Origin of the sequence: Bacillus haimaensis (genome assembly GCF_048270625.1) — a bacterium.
Classification (GTDB): domain Bacteria; phylum Bacillota; class Bacilli; order Bacillales; family Bacillaceae_I; genus Sutcliffiella_A; species Sutcliffiella_A haimaensis.
This window is the reverse complement of sequence record NZ_CP158164.1, coordinates 3,206,244-3,230,283: the sequence shown is the minus strand read 5'-3', so window position 1 is coordinate 3,230,283 and position 24,040 is coordinate 3,206,244. Positions and strand designations below refer to the sequence as shown.

Sequence of the window (24,040 nt, the reverse complement as noted above, 5' to 3'; positions counted from 1 at the left end):
TCGTAATAAAGAATTCAACAGGTGATGACATGATACATACCTATTTAGGTGAGACGATACGTTTTGAAATCAAGTATAAAAATCGAACTTCTATCGGGATCTCTATAGATAGTTATGGCGATCTTGAAGTGTCGGTACCGAAAAAAACACCGGATGAACAGGTGATTCGGCTGTTAGAGGAAAATTGGGTTGCTATTGTGCAAAAAGTTCAAGAAGTGAAGGCTCGGATGGACGGGCCCAAAGAAAAGGTGTATGAAAATGATGAGCATTTTCTTTATTTAGGAAACACGTATCCGATTAACATTATCCAAGATCGAACGATTAAGCAAGACCATGTTGTGTTTGAAGAGAACATCTTTCATATCTACGCAAAGCAGTTCGATGAAGAAATGCTGAAACAATCATTGAAACGCTTCTATTACCAGCAAACCAAAGCTTTAGTAGAAGAGAGTATAGCCTCCTATCAACGTCATTTTAAAAAGAAACCACGTTCTTTACGGATTACGGATAGTCAAACAACGTGGGGAACCTGTGATTCAAACCTTCGATTGACATTTAATTGGAGACTGGCAATGGCACCACGTGAAGTGCTTGACTACGTAGTTGTTCATGAAATGTGTCATATGGTCCATCTAAATCATGACCGCTCATTTTGGCGTCTTGTTGGGAAAATTATGCCGGACTATAAGGATAAAGAAAGATGGTTGGCGCTTTCAAACTGGAAAATGACAGTGTAGAAGTCATCTTAAATGAAACCTTGTCTTTATCAGACTGTCTCGAAGGTAAAGGAATAGGTGTGAAAGCGATTGGACAGTTTTCTGTTATCATCCAAACGTCCAAAATAGAAAGTGAAATTAGTTGCGTCAATAAATGTAATAAATTGCTATAATAGGATAAAAAAGCAAAGGAATCTAATATGCCTAAATATACCCTAAAGGAAAAGGTGCTTTTTGGATCTATTCACATTAACATGAAAAAACTTGAAAAAGAACTGCAAGGCAAGACGGTTCTTATTACAGGGGCAAGCTCCGGTATCGGTGAGAGGATAGCTTATTTGCTTGCTGATACGGAAAGTCATCTGATTTTGGTGGCAAGAAGGGAAGAGAAGTTGTCTGTGATGAAGGAGGATATAGAAAAACGAGCGGCGCAAGTAAGCATTTTCCGAGCAGATCTTCGCAATCACGAGGAAATGGAGCGCTTGCTAGCTTTCCTGCATACTTTTCCACAGGGGTTGGACATGGTCGTCAATAATGCGGGAATTTCCATCAGGAGATCCATTTTCGAATCGCTGGACCGATTTCATGATTTTACGCGAACAATGGCCATCAATTACTTTGCACCGGTCCAGCTGCTGCTTTCTATCATCCCGCTATTGCAAAAGAACAAAGGGCAGATTATCAACATATCCACCATTAATATGTGGATGATTCCGTTTCCATACTGGGCAGCCTATCAAGCATCCAAATCTGCCTTTGACACCTGGTTCCGTTCCACTGAACCAGAGCTGAATGCAACGGGGATATCCACAACCACCATCTATCTTCCATTAGTAAGAACACCGATGATCCTTCCGACTGCATCCTATCGGAGTACGCCTGCAATGAGCCCGGTTCATGCCGCTAGCATTATTGCCAAATCGATGTATACGAAAAGAAGAACATACACGCCCTGGTGGCTCGTATTTGCCCAGTGGGGATCAATTCTGTTCAGAAGCGTCTGGCAGCGTTTGGCACCAGCCGGTCTTAGGAAAAAAGGTGACAATAAATGAACATGCTTCAACTATTTTCTGTTCTTCGTAAAATGAAGGTACTCACACCAAAAGGGATTTATCATTTAATAGCTTCCTTTCTGAATAACGGACTCAATGTCATGGCATTGCTGGATTTTGCTGCAAGAGTTTATCCACAGCATGTTGCTTTGGTGGATGACCGGGAAGCGCTGACTTATCAACAATTATTTTCTCAGTCGCAGAAACTGGCAGAAACTCTACATGAAAAATATCAGGTGGAAAAAGGGTTGAAGGTAGGTTTTTTGTGCAGAAACCACGCCGCACTCGTGAAAGCTATTTTTGCTTCCTCAAGAATTGGTGCATCGCTCTATCTGATGAATACAGGGATGAGCAAGAGTCAGATCGAGCATGCTTTGGAACAGCATCAATTTGATCTGCTGATTTATGATGCGGAGTTTGAGCAGGCGGTAGAGGATGAAGGCAGTCGGAAGTTGCTGAGCTACCACACAAGCTTGCCGGCAATAAACCGTTTGCAGCCAGTTCAGAAACGTGCACTTAAAAAAGGAAATGGCAGTAAGATCTTGCTCCTCACAGGTGGCACGACAGGAAAGCCCAAAGAGGTCGAGCATAAGCAATCCTTATCCCGTTATCTTAGTCCTTTTTTGGGGCTGCTCAATAGATTAAAACTATTAAACTATCATACAGCTTATATTGGCACTCCCATCTATCATGGATATGGCGTCGCAATCCTCTTTTCTTTCATGGCCTTGGGTAAACAGGTTGTAATCAGTGATACTTTTGATGCAAAGCGTGCTTGTACAATTATTCGAAACCACAAGGTGGATATCATAACCGTTGTTCCATTGATGGTGAAGAAAATGCTGAAGGTGAAAGGTGCGGACTTATCCTCACTTTCGTGCATTGCATCAGGAGGGGCGATTCTTCATGCCAGCCTGGCGAAAGAGATAAGCAGGAAACTAGGCGACGTGCTATACAATCTCTATGGCACAACAGAAACCGGATTGAATATTATTGCTACTCCTCAGGACTTAAAGAATGCACCGCAAACGCTTGGAAGAATCATTGATGGAGTCCAACTCGGGATTGTGGATGAGCATAAAGAGGAAGTGGAAGTTGGGGCAATTGGAGAGATAAGCCTGAAAACAAAAAGCGGGTGGATAGGAACGGGCGACCTTGCGTATCAGGATCGGAATAGGTTAATTTTTCTGAACGGCAGAAAGGACGATATGATTATTTCAGGCGGGGAGAATGTCTATCCTATAGAAGTGGAGCGGGTACTGATCACTCATCCACAGATAGAGGAAGCAGCAGTCATAGGGATACATGACGAAGATTTCGGCCAAAGATTAAAAGCGTTTGTTGTTCCTATAGAGGGGGCTGACCTTACTGAGGAGAAGTTGACTCAATGGGTAAAGAAGAGAGTTGCAAGATTTCAAGTACCTAAGGAGATTGCCTTCATGGATTCTATGCCCTATACACCAGTTGGGAAAATGGATAAGAAAAGATTGAGAGAAGCATTCAAAATAGATTATGCTGATTATATAGAGATTCCCAAAAATGAAAGGATGATTTAACATGGAAACGAATAATTCTTCCCGCAAAGAAAAGGCGGTAACATTTCTTAAACTCGTAGCGTCCGGAAGCGTACGTGAGGGATTTGCACGGTACATAAGTGATGACTTTATTCACCACAATCCTTTTTTTCAGGGCGATGCGGAGTCAATCATGCTCGCGATGGAAGAAAATGCGTCACAGAACCCGAATAAGGTTTTTGATGTGAAGCTGGCATTGGAAGAGGAAAATCATGTGGCAGTTCACTCCCATGTTAGACAGAACCCGGATGACCTAGGAGCAGCAGTTGTTCACATTTTCCGCTTTGAGGGGGACCGGGTTGTGGAGCTATGGGATCTGGGCATGGCGGTACCGGAAGAATCCGTGAATAAAAACGGGATGTTTTAATAGGCGAATGCAAAAAAAACACATTCTTTAAAGGGTGTGTTTTTTTGCATTCAATATTTGTTAATCAAGACGGACAAGAATTTGATACATCCCGAATATCTATAAGTTAATAGGTTTCTAGGGGGAGTGTCATGAAGGCAGTCATAAGTAGCACATATGGTTCACCAGAAGTACTCGAGCTGAAAGAAGTTGAAAAGCCTGTTCCGAAGGACAATGAAGTGCTCGTCAAAGTCCATGCCACATCCGTTAATTTTGGCAATCTCGCCCTTTTGCGGGGAAAGCCGTTTCTGGTCCGGTTTGCTTTCGGCTTTTCTAAACCGAAATATCGCATTCCAGGTGGTGACATGGCAGGTCGAGTGGAAGCGGTTGGTCCAAATGTGAAGAGGTTACAGCCTGGTGATGAGGTGTTTGCGGACCTGTCCGGCTCTGGATGGGGAGCGTTCGCTGAATACGTCGCGGTTCCTGAAGATGTATTGGTTCAAAAGTCATCCTGTATTTCCTTTGAGGAAGCAGCGGCTGTTCCGATGGCGGGAGTCACTGCCTTGCAGGCTATCCGGGATAAAGGGGAAATACAGCCCGGGCAGAAGGTGCTGATCTATGGTGCCTCAGGTGGCGTAGGGACGTTTGCCGTGCAGATTGCGAAATCATACGAGGCTGAAGTCACAGCTGTATGCAGCACAAGGAATGTGGAGATTGTCCGGTCGCTTGGGGCAGATCATGTGATCGATTATAAGCAAGAGGACTTTCGAAAACAAACACAAAAGTATGACCTGATTATCGGTGTCAATGGCCATCAGCCGCTCTCTGTGTATAAGCGCGCATTAAAACCGGAAGGCAGGTTTGTCCTTGTAGGGGGCTCAGGTCAGCAGATGTTCCAGACCATGACCGAGGGACCATGGATCTCCATGACCGGAAAAAAGAAAATGGGTGCTTTTCTGCATAAACCCAAACCAGCTGACCTGAACTACATGAAAGAACTCCTCGAAACCGGTAAAGTGAAGCCTGTCATAGATAAAACCTATACGCTCAGTAAAATAAAAGAAGCCTTTGAATATTTTGAAGAGGGCCACGCGCAGGGGAAAGTGATTATAAGGTGCTCTTCTCAATAGGGGCCAGACCCCGTTATGGTAAACTGAAAAAGCAGGACCCCATCAGAGGGGTCCTGCTTTTCCATGTTTTAGTTGTTATCAGGGTCTGTGTCGTCGTAGTAGGTTGCCGGTGTTTGGGATGCGTTGAGCTTCCAGTTCACTTGGAGTTTGTCTCCTTGGAATTGATTTTGGTCTTGGCCGTTATCGACGAACTGGAAGAGGACGAACATTTTTTCCTGCTGGCCAGCCGGGATTCCGTCCGGTCTTTGTGTGTTGCCGACAAATTCATCGATGGCGGTAAGGTCAGGACGCTGCTCTTTTAATTGCGCCAATGTTGTTTCCACGACCGGTACTGTGGCAGAGCTTGTGTTGTAAAGGATGGTTACCTTGATATGCTCCGCGAAGTCCTCTGTGTTGTCGCCTTTCCAGTCTTCCACCGTGTAGTTTGTATCCAAAAGTACTTGATAGATGTCGAGCGTTCCATCATTTTTCAGTGTGAATTCACGATAGATTTCATCACCAGGCTTGATATTGTTGATGTTTACTACTGCATTCGGGTTAACGGAAAGATCCAATGTCCCGGATGCAAATGTATTCTGCGTGGATACTGTGTCACTGAAGTAAGCGTATGTACCTCCGCTCATCAAGGATAATCCCAATGCTGCTGTCATTACACCTTTTGTTACTACTTTTGTAAAACTCATTTCTTCATCTCCCTTTTTGTATGTAACTTTTTTATTTAAACTTTTATATATCACATGGATATATAGAAGGTTTAACCATTTGGATGAAGCTTTTTCTTTTCCAAATCTCTTGCTGCTAGAATAATGGAGCGGATTGCACTGACAAGAAGCACGAGCCCAGGGACAAAAAGGAGCAGGCCTGTACCGATTTTGGACTGGGCGATATTCATGGCATTGCCAATATAAGGTATGGTGACATCCACGTATTTTCCGACCACATTTTCTGCCGGAACGGTCCAAAGGTCCACTCTATCGTTGTTATCCCCTTTGGTCCGATAGAAGACCTGTCCATTGTTTTCTACAGCTTCCGTTATCCTATGGGTGACCAGTTTATCCTCGATATGGAACGTGATGATATCGCCTTTTTGAAAAGTAGCTGGGTCTTCAGCCAACTTTATGGCAATCACCGATCCCGTTTGAAAGACGGGCTCCATGGAACCGGAAAGGACTGTTTTGATCTGGTGATTAAGAATGGTCGGTTCCCCGCCAGAGACTCTCGCAACCAACACGATAACAGCTAAAATGCAGGCTGCAGTGATGACCATGCCCCTGAAAAGCCTATAGGCTGCCTTCATGATTTTCATCCGCATCCACTCCTTCATTTGAATTTTCCTCTAGTTGATCAATTTCATTGAGAATTGCAGAGAGTACCTCTTCCAATAGAGAAGAAGAGACATTCCCCTTCATTTCCTGAATCCTTGAATATCCTTCAGATACAAAAAGATAGGCCTCGGCGTCGGAAGAAGGTATCAGCTCGGAATAGGCAGCGACCTCATTCGCAATGGAAGAAAACTCTGATACTAGCAAGCTTCTTTCCTGTTCGATGGATGCAACCTCTTGTAGACTTTGTTCCAATTCCTCGAGTGTTCCTTTACTAGGAATAGTAGAAAGCTTCTCATCTAGCTGTCTTATTTTTTGATGCACATCCTCAGCTTCATGCAGTATTTCTTCCAAAACAGCCGGAAAAATGAGAGCGGCAGATACCTCTATCGGGTCCATTGCATGCGGATCCGTGAAACGCGCTTCCGTATCACCTATTGATTGAAGACCGGAGAAAACAGCCATGGTAAGCAGAAGTTTGCTCCATGCATTCTTCATTTTCACCCTCCCTTTCGAAGGAACTTGTCCTCATTATTGCAGAACGTCGGGATAATTGTTATCGGGTTAATTATGCGTCGACCTGGCATGTTTTTTGTCGAAGTAAGGGAGGAAAGATCACTAATGCCGGTTTTTCAAGCATTAATTAACCCGATTGACAGTTTTCTAAAGATTCTCAATAATTAGAACTGCTAGGCCAACCCAATCTGAACAAGAGGTGAAGCGAATTGAAGAAGAACAAAAAGAAACATCTGAAAACGAAGGTTGTGCTTCCAACTGTAATGGCACTATCCATGGCTTTTGGAGGGGGAATATTACCTTCAGGCTCGACCTTTGCAGAAGAATCACAAGTATTGTTTCAAGCGGAGGGGTTAAGCAAGCACGATGTTGTGCAGGCTTATCTGCAATCCCAGCTGACTGGTGTGCAGATAAAATCATTGGGAACAGGTAGTCAGTTCAAAATTGTCAGCGAGTATACGGATAGTGCGACCAATACATACCATGTACGTACTATCGAACAGTACAAAGGCATTCCAATCTATGGAACAGGACAAACTGTTGCGCTGAATGCAAATAACGATGTGTTTGCGTCTTTTGGAAAAGTGACACAGAACCTCGGTCGCAGCCTGATCCCGACTGAAGCTTCCATTTCGGAAGAGGACGCGATTGGAATTGTGAAGCAAGGTGTGGAAGAAGAAATCGGAGAGGTCAAAGGGTATGACGGAATCGATTCAGAGCTGATGATCTACCAAAACCGTTTGGCGTATGTGATCACAGCGTCCACTTCCATTCCGGCTCCAGGATATTTCCACTATTTTATCGATGCGACAACCGGGGAAGTAATCGAGGAGTTCAATGCATTGCATGAGGCAGAGCTGCCGGATGTGGAGCCTGTATCTGTAAAAGGGTTGAATGTGTTCGGTAAAATGCAGAACTTCATTGCAGTGAAAGACGCAGCGACGAATAAAACATATATGCACACTCCACATATCAGTGGAGGGACCACGGCCAATCCGAATATTGTAGGAGTCAGCACTTATGATGCACGTCGTATGGGAGAGACCCCGTTCATACTCTTGTCTGCATTATTTGGATTCACTGGATTTGAAGTGGAAACAGGCAATAGCTTCTTTGCAGACCCTGCGGCAGTGTCTGCACACACCAACTCTATGAAAATCAATGACTACTTCCAGAAAATCCATAAGCGTAACAGCTTGGATGACAAAGGGATGAGATTGATCAGCACAGTTCACATCGGTTCCAAATGGAATAATGCGGCTTGGAACGGGAAGCAGATGCTGTACGGAGATGGCGATGGAATCATCCTAGGTTCCCTTGCTGGCGGCCTTGATGTTGCTGGCCATGAAATGACCCATGGTGTGATCGAAAATACGGCTGACCTCATCTACGAGGATGAGTCAGGAGCGATCAATGAATCACTTGCGGATATCTTTGGAGCATACGGTGAAATGCATGCTACGGGCACAGTCGATTGGGATATGGGAGAAGATATCTACACACCGAATATCCCAGGGGATGGTGGTCTCCGTTCCATGGATGATCCTACATCTGTTCGATTAAGTACTGCTTATCTGCCATCAGGACATTATCCAGATCATTATGACGACCGTTATTTAGGTGATCTAGATCGCGGCGGCGTGCATATCAACAGCAGCATCAACAATAAAGCTGCATATTTATTAACAGATGGTGGCACACACAATGGAGTGACAGTAACAGGGGTAGGCCGTTTAAAAGCGGAGAAAATCTTCTATCGAGCCTTGACCCTATATCTTACTCCGAGTTCAGGATTCAAGGAAATGCGCCAAGCAGCCATCCAAGCTGCGCGTGACCTATATAAGGACCGCAATGGAGCGCCTTCTCCTGAAACAGCGGCAGTTATCGCTGCATATGATGCAGTCGGAGTTCCAGCAGAATAATGAACAGTTTCCACGGGAGTTTGCTCTCGTGGATTTTTTTGTTATTTTCACGTGTTCTAAGTCATGAGGACGGACTTTTGACCTCTGGTAAGGAAGTAGTGTTTTTTTATTCAGGAAGGAAGTTTGAAGTTTAGGGAAGAAGTTAATGTAGTCATGGAGGTCTTTAGACCCGAATATTGTATCAATCATCTAGAGGAGGAGACAATCATGCATGAAGGGGAGATAATCCGTTTCTACAGAAAGAAGGCTGGTCTATCTCAGGAACAGCTTGGCAAGGATATCTGTACAGCCACACATGTAAGTAAGATAGAACGAGGGCAGACGAAATACTCTCCGGAACTGATCTCTTTATTTTCGACACGCCTTGGGGTAGATATTGCGCAAGAAATCCACTACATGAAAGATGTTAAATGCAAGCTTGAAAAGTGGCATGCCTCCATCATTATGCAAAGGATGAAGGAAGTAGAAGAAAGGAAGGCGGAGCTGGAAAAATACCCTTCCATTCTTTCGAGCGGTCATGCGGCATTCTATCAGCTGCTGCTGGCCAGGTATTATCTTCTGCATAAAAAAGGGGAGATGGCAAGCAAGCTGGTACATCTGCTGAAAAACCAAACAAAAGAAATGAACGCATATGAGCACAATCTGTTCAAGCATGTTTCAGGACTTTGCTATCTGGAAAGGTACAATTCCTTCCAAAGTGAAAATCGGAAAAAAGCGATAGAAATTCTCGAATCCATTGATGGGGACACATATGGAAATGAGGAGTATCACTATCACCTGGCAATCGCCTATCAGTGGGTCGGATATCATACGATGGCCTACATCAACGCGGAAAAGGCCTTTCATTATTTTAAAAGGACCAACGCTTTCAGAAGGGCCATTCAGGCGGAATCGGTCATGCTTTTGCAGTACGGAAGTGTAACCAAAACGGAATTCAAGCATGTGGAGGAAAGGTATAAGAGCCTGATCAGTGACTGTGATTCCCTGGATGAACCCACGATAAAGGCTATGCTTCTGCATAATCTTGGGTTCGAGTATTTCAAACGTAAACAATATCAGCAAGCAGAAAATTTTTTCAAACAGGCTTTACTGATGGCTCCTAAACAATCCTCGCTTTATTTAAATCGGCTCTATAACTTTCTGGATAGTTGTATAGAAGGAAGAATATTGCAAAAAGCCGACATGTACACCAAGGCAAAGGAAGGATTCCACCTCGCCCAAAAACTGAAAAACCTTTTATATCAGCATATTTTTAGTTTGCTTTTATTGAAATTGGAAGAAAAGTATAAGGATTACTACCAATATATCGAACAGACAGCATTGCCATTCTTTCAATCCAATGATCATTTCACCATGCTGAATAAATTTGGACAGCAGCTCTATGACTATTATGCAACCACAAAAGAATATGAAAAAACAGTTCGAGTGGGTGAGGTTCTGAAGAAGGGACAACCAGTTTGATCATCAATGGAAATAGACAGAACAAGCAAAAAGATACTGCGCACCAAAGTACGTAGACATGACGATGTAGCTTCTATAATGCAGCGGTTTAACAAACCGATCCCATGCAAGAGCAGCATCTGAAATATAAAAAAGAATGGCAGCAGTAATCATCCATGGATTGTCCGTCAGAAATGCAATCCACACCATGGAAGATATGAGTAGGATGTAAAACGTAACGGCAAAAAACAGCCTCTTGCCGCCTTTAGCCAGCACTCCTTTGTGCAAACGATGGAGAAAAAGAATTGCGATGATTGCATGCATTGCTATAAGCAGATAGTTTCCCTCCCCTAAAGAGGGAAACTGAAGGAAGGCGACCATATAGGAGGCATGGGCAAGCAGAAAGGATACCAAACCATACAGAAAACGGTCACTCGGAAGCATTAAAAATACATCCCCGATCAAGGAAAAGATTAGACCGATGATCATCCACATTGCGAAGGAAGTCCAGGAAGTTGCAGCACCGTTTACAGCAAGGGATAGGATAAAAAGCATGGTAAGTGGTTTATGTAAATATAGTAGTTTCTGATTCTTTGTTTTGATTCCGAAGAAGTAAAGAAAAGCTGAAATAAGGGTAAAAATAGATAGAATGGTAAACATAAGAGTAGCACCCCCGATATGATAATGTGTGAAAGTAATATAAAGTTCAACGTACGTACCTTTCCCTTTTTATTGGGATGGGTATTTTTTGTCAGTAAGCAGGCTCTATATAGCGGATCGAAAGCTCACAGGCTTTTTGATAATTGCCCTTTTCTCGAAAATAATGAAATAATTCTTTTTCATATAACGAAAGGAGGGATCTATTTCCTGTTAAGCGTAAGTGTGGGAGAAATGTGTTTTCCAAAAAGGAGAAGTATTCTTCAACTTGTTTGTCTCCCAATTGTAGGTGAAGTATTTCAAATCCATAGAGATAGGTTTTATTTTGAAGCCGTTTTGCAAGAGCAATACCGGTATGCAGGTAGTCCTCGATTTCATTTTTGTCGTAAACGCTGCTTAGGAGGGAGCAGTGAATGTAGCCTCTTATAGCTCCAAGCTTTAAATATGGATGTTCAATTCTCTCACTCATGGCCATCACCTTTTTATAGGCTTCCTTAGCTTCAGGGTAATGACCTTTCGCTGAATATTGAACCCCAAGATTGTGCCACAGATTCATTTCCTTTGCCTCTTCCTTGTAGCTGCGGCAGCTTTTAATAAGAGAATGGTATTTGTTGATGGTATTATCGAATTGGTAGATTTCATTGCTCTCCATCTGAATCACCATTAATAGCTCAGTATCCAGAATTCGTTTAAAATTATTGGTTTTCTGGAAAAATGATAATGCTAGACTTCCAAAATGGTAGGCTTTCACTTTTGCTTCCATATGGTGAAATGCGTTTGCCAGGTGATAGTAGAATTCGTGGTTATTATACTCTAAGGGATTAATATGGTTCAGGTGTTGCATGGCTTCTCTGGTTTTGCCGACTGATAAGAAGAAGACTCCCCATGTGTGGGCAAGCAGATTTCTTTCAAAGCGGTCCAAATGATGAGCCTGCTTTTGGCAGTTCTCCAGCATTTCCCTTCCTTTTTCCATCTCCTGCTTCATTATTGAATATCTTGCCAATAGAATGCGATAGGTGTGCTGCACCTGAGGCATTTGGAAATAAGTGTTATCTTCTATTTCCTTTTTGATACTTTCCGTCTCAGCCACCTGCTGTTGAACCATTGCTGACATGAGTGACAGAGCAGATACCCTTCCCTAATTCTGTTTGGGTCAGACCTGCTCGCTCGCGATGCAGCTTGATAATAAGTCCCTCTTTCATGTATCTCACTCCAGCTATTTTTACCTATCTTAACATCTTCAGCTCTTGCAAAATAGAGCATTTACATAGGTTAGATGTCTGTTATTTACTTCGGAGTACATGATTCATTATTTTGCAAGTTAGATGATTTGGGGTAATTTAAGAAATAATTTTTTATTGATAGAATCATATTTTGCTGAAATGAGGTCTTTTGTAGGGTGGGATCCGGAATGAAAATATGAAAAATAGGTAAAAGGACTTTATGGAACAGCCAGAAATCGCCAAATAATACCCCAATTTACTTCTAGTATCTGCACACCTAATATTAATAGTGTGAATAGTAAGAATTTAATCACTACGGGGGAGGGCAAAATGATGAAAAGTTCGACGAAGAAGATTTTCTCCGGTTTATTTGCAGGTGTCCTGCTTTTAAATGGAGCAGTAGCACCGGCGAGTGCCGGTTTCCAGCTGCCTGAAGGGGGAGCGGTCCAATCGCAAGCGTTACAGAAGGATGCACAAGTCCAAAATGTTTTTGACATGTTTAATGAACAACTTGGCAATGATCCGTTATATGGAGAGAAACTATCTAATTTCAATCCGAATGAGAAAGTGAGATTAGTAGTAGAAGTAGATGTGGACGAAAAGGCAAAAACACTTCCTGAAACACAGATAGAGGAAGTGAAAAACAGGCTTTCCAAAGCAAGAACTTCCTCTTCAAAAGTAAGACATACATACACGGATGGTTTCCATGGATTCAGTATGGAGTCGACACTTGCTGATGTGGAGAAGGTAAAGGCGTTAAAAGGCGTCAAGGATGTCCGTATCGCCAAAACCTATGAACAGACCGTCGTCAATAGCAAAGACCTCGTCGAAGCGATGAATGTCTGGACAAAATACAATTATCGCGGGGACGGAATGGTAGTTGCGGTTGTCGACTCAGGAATCGATTACCGCCATGAAGCCATGACTTTATCGGAAAATGGGAAAAAGAGTGCGAAGCTTACAGAAGGTAACATCCAGTCTATACTGGATTCTACAGAAATCAGTGACACATGGTATTCGGAAAAGGTCCCTACCGGCTATGACTGGGCGGATAAAGACAATGATGTCATTCCATCCAAAGATTCCCACGGGACACATGTAGCCGGAATTGTTGGTGCCTTTGAAGAGTCACAGAAAAAGGCAGTTGGGGTGGCACCGGATGTACAATTAATCGCTGAAAAAGTATTTTCTGATACAGCGGGCTATGCTTACGATGATGATATTGCAGCAGGAATCTACCATGCTGTTGAGGTGGGTGCGGATGTTATTAACTTAAGCTTGGGATCGGAAGCTGGAAGTGTCGATGCCAATGATCCGATTCAACGAGCGATTCAATTTGCAACAGAAAACGGAGTATTGGTAGTCGCTGCAGCTGGAAATGCGGCATATAGCACAAAGCAAAATCTACTGGAACGCTCTCAGCTTCCTTTAGCTAAAAATCCTGACATCGGCCTTGTGGGTGATCCGGGGGTGACGCCGTACGCTTTACAAGTTGCCTCTTCTGAGAATGACTTGATGAAAGTGGACGGCCTGCGTTTAAATGATGGGAGTACATTGGGCTATCAAATACAGCCAAGCTCCAAGAAATTAATCGGAAATTTAGACGCTACAAAAGAATATGAGCTTGTTTACGTTGGAGAAGGTAGATCGGCTGATGTAAAAGACCTGGACTTGACAGGGAAAATTGCGATTGCAAAACCTCTACAAAGCTATGCAACTTATTCATATATTCAAAATGAAGCAGGCAAAAAAGGTGCAGCTGCTGTCATCGTCATTCCACCAAGCAACTTAGCTGCCTATTCGTACTTATACTTCAGCCCCTACTTTATTCCAGGGGTAACAACAGATCAAGTAGAAGCCAACCGTATTATTGAACTTTTACAAAGTGGAGAGAAAATAAGTGTCCAATTATCAGATGAAGGACTGTGGGTGCAAAATACAGCAACCGAACCGATGTCAACATTCTCTTCATTTGGTTCACCAACTGATTTAAGCTTCAAACCGGAAATCACCGCCCCAGGTGGAAAAATCAGTTCAACAGTCATCAATAACCAATACGAAACGATGAGCGGTACTTCCATGTCCAGTCCGCATGTTGCGGGTGGAGGGGCATTGCTACTCCAAAAGTATTACCAGGAATGGAACCTTCCAAAAACTATGGATACCGTTTTAAAAGCAAAGAATGCTTTAATGAATACTTCTGAGCAATTAACCAATCCAAAAGAACAAAATGCGCTGTATTCACCAAGAAGACAGGGTTCGGGCATGATGAAAATCGAGCAGGCATTAAATACGCCTTACTTGCTGCAGCATGTTGGTGTTCCGTTGGAAGAGGCGGCATCTGTTGCTTTAAAAGAGATCGATCGGACTTTTGATTTTACTCTTGAAGTAGAAGCTTTAGCTAAAAACCTTGTACATCCTAAACACCAATATGAAATTTATGTGGATGTATTAACCGATGAAACAGAGAAAAGAACCTATGATGGAATAGAAAGGGAGTATCTCACCTTAAATTCGATTCCAGTAGAAGACGCTGTCATCAAAATTAACGGCAAGCAGCAAAAAGGAAACAGTAAGTTCCAATACAAGCCGCATCGTGACGATAAGGTAACGATTTCTGTCACGCTTCCAAAAGAGCTGAGTGAAGGTCGTTTTGTGGAAGGGTTTGTACGCTTTGTTCCGAAGGGAAGCTCCGTAAGGGAATTGACGAACTTAACGATTCCATTCATGGGCTACTATGGGGACTGGGGTGCCATCTCCAATGTGGATGAAAGCCCGGTAACCGGGGATGCTTTCCTTGGCTATACAGTTTTATGGAACGAAATTTTGAATTTACCATTAGGATATGACAGTTCAACTGGAACTTTTGACAAGGATATTATCGGCGTTTCATCTGAATCCATCAGTTCTGGTGCGTACCCATCGTTTACCGCATTACGCAATTTGAAGGAAATGTCACTCAGTATCCAGGATGAGAAGGGCAATACCGTCTCAACCATTGGCAATTTTAATGAGTTCACTGAAGATGGCAGTCCCTACCCATTCAGAAAAAATATCATGAGCTATCGAAACTATTATTACAGCTTTGAGTATCCATTCTGGAATTCATTGGATGATGCAGGGAATATTCTACCGGACGGCCAATACTATTATGTCTTTACGAGTAAGCTAGATTTCGAGGGAGCAGAGCCTCAGGAAGTCAAGGTACCAATCAAAGTGGATGCGACTGCACCACTTGCAAAAGACATTAAAGTTGAGGAGCAGCAGGATGGGAAATATAGAATTACCTGGAATGTAAAAGAAGAGGGAACGGGCTATAAAGGAAGTATACTATGGGTAAATGGGAGCTATAAGTCATTACCTGCATACGCCAAAGAGTATATTTCTACAGAAAAACCAGAAATTGTAATGATATTGGCTGTTGATCATGCCCAAAATGCTGGGGTGAGCTATTTTGGAAATGAAGAGCTTCTTCATGCAGATCCATTCATTAATTATATGTATGTATCAGGAAGCAACATCAACCAGAATAAACCAGCTTCCATCACGGTATTCGGCTATAAACGTCTGGACTGGCACTTTGAAATCTCGGATGCGGAAGGAAATGTTCTGGAAGAAGCGGACATTGAAAATGAACATTCCATCTACGGACTGAAATGGTATCCAGATACAGAATATCCAAATGGAGACTACTTCGTCACCGTGACAGGAACAGACGAAAACGGCTTAAGCTTAACATCTAAACCATATAAAATGACAGTGAAGCACTAATAGGGGCCAGACCCCGTTATGGTAAACAAAAAAGCCCAGCAAGGCATCAACCGCCTTGCTGGGCTTTACACATTCTCTATTTCTATCAGTTTTCCTGAATTTCTTTACGGTTCTTCTTAAACATTTTCGACAACACTTCATACACGATCGGTACGATGATCAATGTCAATAGCGTCGAACTCGTCAATCCGCCGATAACGGTGATTCCAAGTCCTTTGGAAATCAATCCGCCACCGCCTGAACCGATCGCAAGTGGAATCAATGCTCCGATTGTTGCAATTGCTGTCATCAAAATCGGACGAAGACGGGTTGCTCCCGCTTCAAGAATTGCTTCACGCATGGTCATGCCGTCGCGTTCCATGTGGATAATTCGGTCCACGAGTACAATCGCATTAGTGACGACAATCCCGATGAGCATCAATAGCCCCATCATAACAGGTACGCTAATCGTTTCCCCGCCGATCAATAGACCGACAAATGCACCTATCACGGCAAACGGCAAGGAGAACAGGATCGCAAATGGTGCGACACCTTCACCGAATGTCACAACAAGGATGAAGTAGACGATTGCGATTGCCGCAAGCATCGCCAAGCCAAGTTGTGTAAAGGTTTCATTCATATCTGCTGTGACACCGGCAACTTCCATCGTCACACCTTTTGGCAGATCAAGGTCTTCCAAGGCTTCATCGACTTCTGCGGTTGCCTTCGAAATATCATCTCCTACGATGGTGCCTGAAACAGAAGCATGGTACTCACCTTTACTGCGGGAAAGGGTGTTCATCGTCGTGCCTTCTTCCACAGTCACAAGCTCGGAAAGCGGAAGGGTCGTGCCCATTGCAGTAGGAATCGGAGTTGCCAGGATATCCTCGATGGACTTAGGCTGTTCTTTCTTTTCCTGCTGAACGATTACTTCGATGGATTCACCGTCATTTTCCACGGTTGTCAGTGTTTCTTCCTGCTTCGGACTTAGCATCATGACGAGTTGACCGGTAGTCAGGCCGTATTGGAGAAGCTCATCCTGGGCAATTTTGAAGGTATGCTCCACATAGGCATCTTCAGCGCTTGAGGAAACGTCTTTCAGGCCGTCATTTTCAGCCAATACTTCTTCCACCGTTTTTACTGCGTCATTTAACTTATCGAGATCTTCACTATAGAAGGTATAGCTCAATTCATTGGATGCCATACCACCGGCAGCAGCGAATTTCTGGCTCTTCCATTCGCCGGATTGGCCGATATTGAACACGTATTCCTCCACGTCCTCGCGTGCTTCCGGGAAGTTTTCCATGTCTTTATCAAAAATCAGATACATCAATACGCCATCCGAGCCTCCGCCCATCATGGCAGACATCGGATCTCCGCTTTCCGCAACAGAAAGCTGGACAATATCAATATCCTCACGCTTCATCAATTGTTTTTCTACAACCTCAACGTTAGCCAATGTATCTTCCATCAACTCGCCTGCTTCCGGCGTGTAAGTCAGATACATCACTTTATCCTCTTCACTGCCCATGAAGCTGAAGCCGATGATTGGCGTCAAGGCCAAGCTTCCAACTAGTAATAGGACAGAAATGATAGAGGTGATGATTTTATGGTTAAGGGTCCATGAAAGGATGCCTTTATACCATTTAGCCAGCTTGCCAACTTCTTTATGGTGGTTGCTTTCCGTTTTCTCACTGTACAGCTTTTTCTTGAAAAGGAAGTGAGATAATGCTGGAACAATGGTGATCGCCACAAACAGGGACGCACCAAGCGCAAATGTCATCGTCAAGGCGAATGGCATGAACAGTTCGCCGACCATTCCTCCCACAAAGATAAGCGGAGCAAATACTGCAACCGTTACTAATGTTGAGGAAAGAATCGGTTTGAACATTTCAATCGTCGCTTCACGGACAAGTGCACGTCCTGATAATTTCTCTTCTTTTAAATGCAGACGGCGATAAATGTTTTCCACTACTACAATCGAGTCATCAATAACCCGACCGATCGCAACAGTAATGGCACCGAGCGTCATAATATTCAAGGTGATTTCCATCCAGTTCAGCAGCAATAATGCCATGAAAATCGATACAGGAATGGAAACAATCGAAATGATTGTAGATTTGATATCACGCAGGAATAGCAGAATGATCAATACGGCAATCAAGCCACCGAACAATGCTTTTTCCACCATGGTAGCAACCGATTTCTCGATTGGCTCCCCTTGGTCAAGGGTCACATCGACTACAAGTCCATCGATTCGATCTTGTTCTTCTTCAATCAGTTCTTTTACATCATTGACCACATCGACCGTGTTGGCCTGCTGGCCCTTAACGATCTGGATGGCGATCGCATCTGCACCGTTCGTACGGGAAACGGATTGCACTTTTCCAATCACTTCGATGGATGCGATATCCCCAAGCTTCACAAATGGAACCTGGTTCGTTTCAGTCGGGGTGACAGGAATTAGCATTTCCTTCAATTCATCCGCTGTCATGAATTTTCCGTCGATTGCCACAGCTTCTTCGCCTTCTTCAAATTCATAGAGACCGAGCGATACAGCCATATCGCTTGCCTGGATCATCTGTTTTACATCTTCTTCTTTCAGGCCAAGCTCTGCCATTTTCTCTTGGTTATAGCTGAGCTGCACCTCTTCTATATGCTGACCAGTAATGGTAGCAGAAGCAACACCTTCAATTTTCTCTATTTTAGGAAGGAGGACTTCTTCGACAGTCGAAGATAATTCCACGATATCCTCTGTTTCACTGCTGACGCTAAGTGCGACAACCGGCATCATATTCATGCTGATCGCCGTTACGGTCGGCTTTTGTGCGCCTTCTGGCAATGTCACGGAATCCAAAGCCGATTCCAATTGACGCTTGGCTTCATCCATATCGATACCATATTCATATTCCACTTGCAGACTTGCTACGTTAGAATAGGAATTGGAATAAACGGATTTCACATTTTCCAGATTTTCAACTGCCTGCTCCAATGGCATGGAGACATCCTTCATCACTTTCTCCGGAGTGGCACCTGGATACACATCCATGACCATCAGGAATGGGATGGAGATATCCGGTATGGTCTCCATCTTCATCTTGGTACCGGAATAGATCCCGGATACGGTAATGATAATAGTAAGCAGCCATACTGCAAGTTTATTTCTTATAACAAAATTGACTAACCCTTTCACTGTTACACCTACCCCTAATTGACTTGTTAAGCTCAATTACTTATACTAATGACTGAGTAGTCATTTGTCAACCAAAATGATATAGGAGAACTGCGAAGATATGATGAAAAAACAATTGATTATGGAGAAAGCACTCGAGCTCTTTGCCGAACAAGGATTTGAAGCCACTTCAGTTCAGCAGATCACTGAGCGATGCGGGATTTCCAAGGGTGCCTTCTACTTGTCCTTCAAGTCTAAGGACGAGCTGATTCTGGGCTTGATTGATCACTTTATGATAGAAATTTTAACGGAGATTGACCGTATAGTCAGAAACGTCGATGAAAGAGAGCTTTTATATAAATACTTTTACACGATGCTGGAATCATTTTATAAGCATTCCGATTTCGCCAAGGTTCTGATGAAGGAGCCTGCTCACTACTTGAATGAGGAGGTCATCCTGAAAATGCGCAGCTACGATAGCCGTTTTGATGAAAGCCTCCTTATAATGGTGGAACGGTTGTATGGGGAGGAAATCCTTCATACCAAATATGATCTGATCTACTGCATCAAAGGCTTTGTCCGAATCTATTCCGAGCTGTTTCTTTTCAGCAACCTTGAACTCGATGTAGATCTGCTTGCGAGGTCCTTGGTGGAAAAAACCAATCTGTTGGCAAAGCACTCTTCCATCCCCTTCATCTCTGAAGACCTGATAGAGATGTTCAAAATGCCGGCAGAGCAAAAGGGAATGACAAAAGTGCAGATTCTGGAGCTCATGGAGCAGAAGATTTCGCAAGTGAAGGAGCCCATAGCAAAAGAGTCGTTAATGCTATTAAGAGAGCACCTGAACAATCCTTCGCTGAGTCCAGCCATTGTTAAAGGGCTGCTGGAGAATATACGGAAGGAGCCCCATTGCAAATGGGTTGCTTATCTGATGGAGAATTATGAGGAGCAATGAAGAGGAGAGCCTTGGAAACAGGGCTCTTTTTGATGTCCTTTCATTAGATTTAAGAAACTGGTATAATCTTCATATTATATATAAGGTTGTGATAGTTTGCATTTCCATCCGGGGGTTGCATTGGTAAAACGGTTATCGTCCGTACAGCTTATAGTATTGTTCTATTTAACAGCAGTTATCGTTTCAACAATTCTCCTCAGTCTTCCCATCGGACATCGGGAAAACATGGAGTGGTCCCTTCTGGATGCAGTATTTACAGCTGTCAGCGCCATCAGTGTGACAGGATTGACGGTAGTATCCACACCTGACATGTTTAATACTGCCGGCTACTTCATTCTGGCCTTCATCCTGCAGTTTGGTGGAATCGGCATCATGACACTCGGGACATTTGTATGGCTCGTTTTTGGGAAAAAAATTGGGTTAAAAGAAAGACAGTTGATCATGACGGACCAGAACCAGTCCACATTTTCCGGTTTGGTCCGCTTGATGAGGCAGATTCTGATCATTATCATCTCTATTGAGCTTGTCGGGGCAGTTATCTTGGGAGTCCACTTTCTCCAATACTTTCCGACCTGGCAAGAAGCTTTTATCCAGGGATTTTTCGCGTCTGTGAGTGCAACGACCAATGCCGGTTTTGATATAACGGGAACCTCTCTCATTCCATTTGCAGATGACTACTTTGTGCAGTTTATCAATATAGCACTCTTAATATTAGGAGCGATTGGGTTTCCTGTCCTCATAGAAGTAAAGGAGTTTATTTTACATAGAGGCACGCTGAACTATCGATTTACCCTTTTTACAAAATTGACAACCATTACGTTTTTTATTCTGATTATCGTAGGTGCGCTCTTAATCTATTTGATGGAATTTAATCATTATTTTGCGGATAAAACCTGGCATGAAGCATTATTCTACTCCTTATTCCAGTCAGTCTCTTCCCGTAATGGTGGTCTGGCAACGATGGATGTAAGTGAATTCAGCGATCCTACCCTGCTGTTTATCAGTGCGTTGATGTTTATCGGGGCATCTCCAAGCAGTGTTGGGGGAGGGATACGTACCACCACGTTTGCGATTATGGTTTTGAGCATCTATTTTTATGCAAAAGGAAAAGACTCCATTAAAGTGTTCGGGCGGGAAGTGGACCCTGGTGATACACAGAAATCTTTCATTGTTATCACTACTGCTATCATGATTTGTGGCACAGCCATCATCCTGATGAGCACGCTGGAACCGGAGTTCACGCTGGTGGAAATAATATTTGAAGTATGCTCCGCCTTCGGTACGACAGGTCTCTCCATGGGTATTACCCCTGATCTCAGCTCTGCTGGGAAAATAGTAATCATTTTCTTGATGTTTGTCGGCCGGATCGGGATTTTCTCCTTCCTTTTCTTAATACGTGGTAAAACTGTCAAGGAAAAATATAAATATCCAAGAGAGAAAGTAATAATCGGGTGAGAACCAAAGGTGTATTTTCATAACAGAAAATGCACCTTTTTTGCTTACAATACATTAGAAAAATAAGGTAATATAGGAGGAAAAGTATGTTAAAGGGAGGTCCCATATGCTTACACTTTATATTACAAGACACGGTGAAACACTCTGGAACACCGAGAAAAAATTGCAGGGATGGAAGGACTCGGAGCTGACAGAGAATGGGAAGCGGAATGGCCGACTGTTGGGTGAGCGATTAAAGGATATTGATTTTGCTGCGGTCTATTCGAGCCCAAGCCAACGTACACTAGCTACTGCCGAATTGATATTAGGGGAAAAGCAGACTACTATTTTACAAGACGAAAACCTCCGCGAAATCAATATGGGAGATTGGGAGGGACAGACCCACTCCTACCTGCAGGAGACATTCAAAGAAGCATACCATGCCTTCTGGAACTCGCCGCATCTCTATAGGCCGGAATCCGGGGAGAGTTTTGAACAGTTAGGGTGCCGGGTTGCGGGTTTTCTGCACCGTTTGAAGAACGACCATACAAGCGGTAATGTCCTGGTTGTAACCCACACCGTCCTTATTAAGGCATTATTGCTGCAAATGAAAAAGCTGCCGCTTGAGAAATTCTGGGAGGGAGCATACATTCATGATACGTGCCTGACAGTGATGGAACTGGACGGGGAGCAGGTGAACATCATCCTAGAGGGCGATGTTTCCCATCGAGAAGAGGTGGCGTTCCATTGACAGAAGGTAGGAAGGTTCGCAAAGCGGTCGGTGCGGTCATCTTTAAGGGAGAATACGTACTGCTTGTCAATAAAGTAATGGCAAGTTTACTAGAGGATTGGGATGGTCCTGACAAAGGGGAATGGGATTTTCCAAAAGGCGGTATAGAGCATAAGGATGGCAGCCTTGAAGAAGCCCTAATGAGAGAGCTGCATGAGGAAACAGGATCCTCCGAATTTAAAATTGTGCGGCATTTGGAGGAGAAAATCTGCTTCCTGTTTCCACCATTCATCGTGGAGAAAAGTGGCTATGAAAGACAGGAGACAGAAATGTTCCTGGTGGAATATCTGGGAGATGAGGAAAAGTTGCAACCAATTGATAGAGAGATAAGGGAAGCGAGATTCTTTAAAGTGGAACAAGTGGAAGGGCAATTGACGCATTCCGATACCAAGGAGTTATGGGGAAAAGTGAAGGATCAGATTCAATAGTGAAGCGGCCTGTGAAGGGCTGCTTCTTTTGTAGAGGATTTTGGTTGTTGAGCGGATCCAAGTCAGCGGTTTTTGTAGCTAGAAAACAGTTTTGTGCATATCTGCTCTCTTTTTCAGCGCAAATGGAGATTTTTCACCGTAAGTTCTCCAAAATCGGTTTGACCCCCTAATTCCTGACGAATTCTCCAAGAAGCTAAATGATTCTTAGTTTTTCATTTTTTCATTTCCTTCTTCACTTTTGACCTTTGCGGGTTAGTAAATGAAGAAGGAGAAATCCTGCATTCTTAAAGGCTTAAGGCCATTTCTTCGGGAAAGCCAATATCCTTATATTTCTCATAGAAATTTACGGGAGACATTCTGCCCAGGCTACCATGATATCGGCGGTGATTATAAAACTTCATGAACTCATCAATTTCATAGTAAGCCTCCTCAAAAAGTTCGAAATCATAACGCCTGAATAAATCTCTCTCTAAAATACTAAAAAACGATTCAATATAGGCATTATAATTTGGTGATCTGGGAGGAATCCTTTCATGAAAAACCTTATTTCTCTCGCAAAATTCACCAAAAAGATTACTGACAAATTGAGGTCCGTTATCTGTTCTTATCACAATACAATGATCATCCGTCTCCTCTAAAGCCTGTAACCCACGTCTAATAATGGCTTCATTAAGCATTCCCGTTATATCCTTGGCTGTGCATCTGGGTCCTCTGTAATATCCAACAATGGCGCGGTCAAAAACATCAATCGCACATGCGACAAAGAAAAACCTTCGGCTTCCTGAAATGGCCCCATATTTTATATCAAGCTGCCAAAGTTGATTAGGGGCAGTAACGAGCCGATTGCGGACAAATCTTTTTGGATACTTCGGATTACCCATTCGCTGGGGAAGGAGAATTCCTAATTTCCTGCATAACCTAGCGACCTTTTTATGATTAATTTGAAGGTCGTGGTGATCTTTTAGAAATTGAGTTAGATTCTTTACACCATATGTTTCGCCGTCCCCTTCGATGGCCTCCATTAGAAATTCTTCTATCTGCTCATCCGGAATGATTTCTCCTCTATTTGTTTTAGAGTAACCTGGAATCGGACGTCCTCTTTTTTCCTTAGCTACCGCAGCTTCTTCCATGCCATTATGGTAGTAATATAGGGATCGGTTAACCCCCGTTACCTCAGAAAGTTTAGTGATGTGAAACCCCTCCTTTGCCCATAGTCGAACCTCTTCCAAGACCGTCAGGGCCGGTACTGGGTTTTTTTTAATATGTTTCTAAGCATGGCAACTTCCAGCTCTTTTTCACCTAGGAGTTTCATGGCCTGTTCGTATTTAGCCTTCAGCTCTTCTTTTGTGGGTTCAGTAGAAACAATAGCTGATGTTGGATCCTCCATTTGTTCCCTTACCTCATCCTCATACTCTTTGATCCACTTCGTAAGGGTAGTCCGAGAAATTCCTGCATGACGGGCGATGGACGAGTAATTACCACTTTCTAAAGCCATTCGGACATAGTTTCTTTTGACTTCCTCCAAGGCTTCAATCTTTTTCTTTGGCATTGAAATTCCCCCTCCCTAATTCCTGTGATTTTATGTCTCTAGTGTACTGTTTTCAGTACAAATG

Annotated in this window: 20 protein-coding genes; 12 read left to right on the top strand and 8 right to left on the bottom strand. The window is 43.3% G+C overall.

From position 1 onward, the window contains the following. Positions 1-29: 29 nt before the first annotated feature. The 5 genes from ABN702_RS16480 to ABN702_RS16460 all read left to right on the top strand — a co-directional run bounded on the left by ABN702_RS16480 (position 30) and on the right by ABN702_RS16460 (position 4,818). The gene (locus ABN702_RS16480; protein ID WP_417897858.1) at positions 30-737 is read left to right on the top strand and encodes a M48 family metallopeptidase; all 708 of its coding nucleotides are present in this window, start codon (positions 30-32) and stop codon (positions 735-737) included. Positions 738-916: 179 nt separating this feature from the next. Beyond that, positions 917-1,768: an SDR family NAD(P)-dependent oxidoreductase gene (locus tag ABN702_RS16475; RefSeq protein WP_417897857.1), complete on the top strand. Its 852-nt coding sequence runs from the start codon at positions 917-919 to the stop codon at positions 1,766-1,768. Further along, positions 1,765-3,324, top strand: coding sequence for an AMP-binding protein (locus ABN702_RS16470; RefSeq protein ID WP_417897856.1), 1,560 nt, complete (start codon positions 1,765-1,767; stop codon positions 3,322-3,324). The genes ABN702_RS16475 and ABN702_RS16470 overlap by 4 nt, the downstream gene beginning before the upstream one ends. A gap of 1 nt (position 3,325) precedes the next feature. After that, positions 3,326-3,709, top strand: a complete 384-nt coding sequence (locus tag ABN702_RS16465; protein ID WP_417897855.1) for a nuclear transport factor 2 family protein — start codon at positions 3,326-3,328, stop codon at positions 3,707-3,709. A gap of 131 nt (positions 3,710-3,840) precedes the next feature. Beyond that, positions 3,841-4,818: an NAD(P)-dependent alcohol dehydrogenase gene (locus ABN702_RS16460; RefSeq protein ID WP_417897854.1), complete on the top strand. Its 978-nt coding sequence runs from the start codon at positions 3,841-3,843 to the stop codon at positions 4,816-4,818. Positions 4,819-4,886: 68 nt separating this feature from the next. On the opposite strand, the gene ABN702_RS16455 is transcribed toward ABN702_RS16460, so the two are convergent. The 3 genes from ABN702_RS16455 to ABN702_RS16445 all read right to left on the bottom strand — a co-directional run bounded on the left by ABN702_RS16455 (position 4,887) and on the right by ABN702_RS16445 (position 6,638). Continuing rightward, positions 4,887-5,501 carry a TasA family protein gene (locus ABN702_RS16455; RefSeq protein ID WP_417897853.1) on the bottom strand — a complete coding sequence of 205 codons (615 nt, stop codon included), beginning with the start codon at positions 5,499-5,501 and terminating at the stop codon, positions 4,887-4,889. 71 nt (positions 5,502-5,572) lie between these two features. Beyond that, on the bottom strand, positions 5,573-6,124 hold the full coding sequence (gene sipW, locus ABN702_RS16450) for a signal peptidase I SipW (protein WP_417897852.1): 552 nt from the start codon (positions 6,122-6,124) through the stop codon (positions 5,573-5,575). After that, entirely contained in the window at positions 6,099-6,638 is a 540-nt protein-coding gene (locus ABN702_RS16445) for a hypothetical protein (protein WP_417897851.1), read from the bottom strand. Before ABN702_RS16445 ends, sipW begins: the two co-directional genes overlap by 26 nt. 281 nt (positions 6,639-6,919) lie before the next feature. Here ABN702_RS16445 and ABN702_RS16440 point away from each other — a divergent pair, with 281 nt between their 5' ends. Continuing rightward, positions 6,920-8,578, top strand: coding sequence for a M4 family metallopeptidase (locus ABN702_RS16440; RefSeq protein WP_417900940.1), 1,659 nt, complete (start codon positions 6,920-6,922; stop codon positions 8,576-8,578). A 207-nt stretch (positions 8,579-8,785) separates the two neighbouring features. Then, entirely contained in the window at positions 8,786-10,039 is a 1,254-nt protein-coding gene (locus tag ABN702_RS16435; RefSeq protein WP_417897850.1) for a helix-turn-helix domain-containing protein, read from the top strand. A 3-nt stretch (positions 10,040-10,042) separates the two neighbouring features. Here the strand turns inward: ABN702_RS16435 and ABN702_RS16430 are convergent, their stop codons facing one another. Both ABN702_RS16430 and ABN702_RS16425 read right to left on the bottom strand, forming a co-directional pair. Next, positions 10,043-10,678 (bottom strand): lysoplasmalogenase, encoded by a 636-nt coding sequence (locus ABN702_RS16430; RefSeq protein ID WP_417897849.1) that lies wholly within the window; start codon positions 10,676-10,678, stop codon positions 10,043-10,045. A gap of 91 nt (positions 10,679-10,769) precedes the next feature. After that, positions 10,770-11,765 (bottom strand): XRE family transcriptional regulator, encoded by a 996-nt coding sequence (locus ABN702_RS16425; RefSeq protein WP_417897848.1) that lies wholly within the window; start codon positions 11,763-11,765, stop codon positions 10,770-10,772. Positions 11,766-12,228: 463 nt separating this feature from the next. On the opposite strand from ABN702_RS16425, the gene ABN702_RS16420 reads away from it, so the two are divergent. Beyond that, a complete protein-coding gene (locus ABN702_RS16420; protein WP_417897847.1) occupies positions 12,229-15,669 on the top strand; it encodes a S8 family serine peptidase in 3,441 nt (1,146 codons plus the stop codon). Positions 15,670-15,754: 85 nt separating this feature from the next. Here ABN702_RS16420 and ABN702_RS16415 read toward each other — a convergent pair whose 3' ends face one another. Then, the gene (locus ABN702_RS16415; RefSeq protein WP_417897846.1) at positions 15,755-18,841 is read right to left on the bottom strand and encodes an efflux RND transporter permease subunit; all 3,087 of its coding nucleotides are present in this window, start codon (positions 18,839-18,841) and stop codon (positions 15,755-15,757) included. A gap of 100 nt (positions 18,842-18,941) precedes the next feature. Between ABN702_RS16415 and ABN702_RS16410 the strand changes: the two genes are divergently transcribed. The 4 genes from ABN702_RS16410 (at position 18,942) to ABN702_RS16395 (ending at position 22,427) form a co-directional block, all read left to right on the top strand. Beyond that, positions 18,942-19,775: a TetR/AcrR family transcriptional regulator gene (locus ABN702_RS16410; RefSeq protein ID WP_417897845.1), complete on the top strand. Its 834-nt coding sequence runs from the start codon at positions 18,942-18,944 to the stop codon at positions 19,773-19,775. Between the two features lie 120 nt (positions 19,776-19,895). After that, positions 19,896-21,230: a TrkH family potassium uptake protein gene (locus ABN702_RS16405; protein WP_417897844.1), complete on the top strand. Its 1,335-nt coding sequence runs from the start codon at positions 19,896-19,898 to the stop codon at positions 21,228-21,230. A gap of 106 nt (positions 21,231-21,336) precedes the next feature. Beyond that, entirely contained in the window at positions 21,337-21,960 is a 624-nt protein-coding gene (locus tag ABN702_RS16400) for a histidine phosphatase family protein (protein WP_417897843.1), read from the top strand. After that, positions 21,957-22,427, top strand: coding sequence for an NUDIX domain-containing protein (locus tag ABN702_RS16395; protein WP_417897842.1), 471 nt, complete (start codon positions 21,957-21,959; stop codon positions 22,425-22,427). Before ABN702_RS16400 ends, ABN702_RS16395 begins: the two co-directional genes overlap by 4 nt. Positions 22,428-22,711: 284 nt before the next feature. On the opposite strand, the gene ABN702_RS16390 is transcribed toward ABN702_RS16395, so the two are convergent. Continuing rightward, positions 22,712-23,656, bottom strand: a complete 945-nt coding sequence (locus tag ABN702_RS16390) for an IS3 family transposase (RefSeq protein ID WP_417897841.1) — start codon at positions 23,654-23,656, stop codon at positions 22,712-22,714. A gap of 5 nt (positions 23,657-23,661) precedes the next feature. Continuing rightward, positions 23,662-23,976 (bottom strand): helix-turn-helix domain-containing protein, encoded by a 315-nt coding sequence (locus ABN702_RS16385; RefSeq protein ID WP_417897840.1) that lies wholly within the window; start codon positions 23,974-23,976, stop codon positions 23,662-23,664. Positions 23,977-24,040 lie beyond the last annotated feature (64 nt).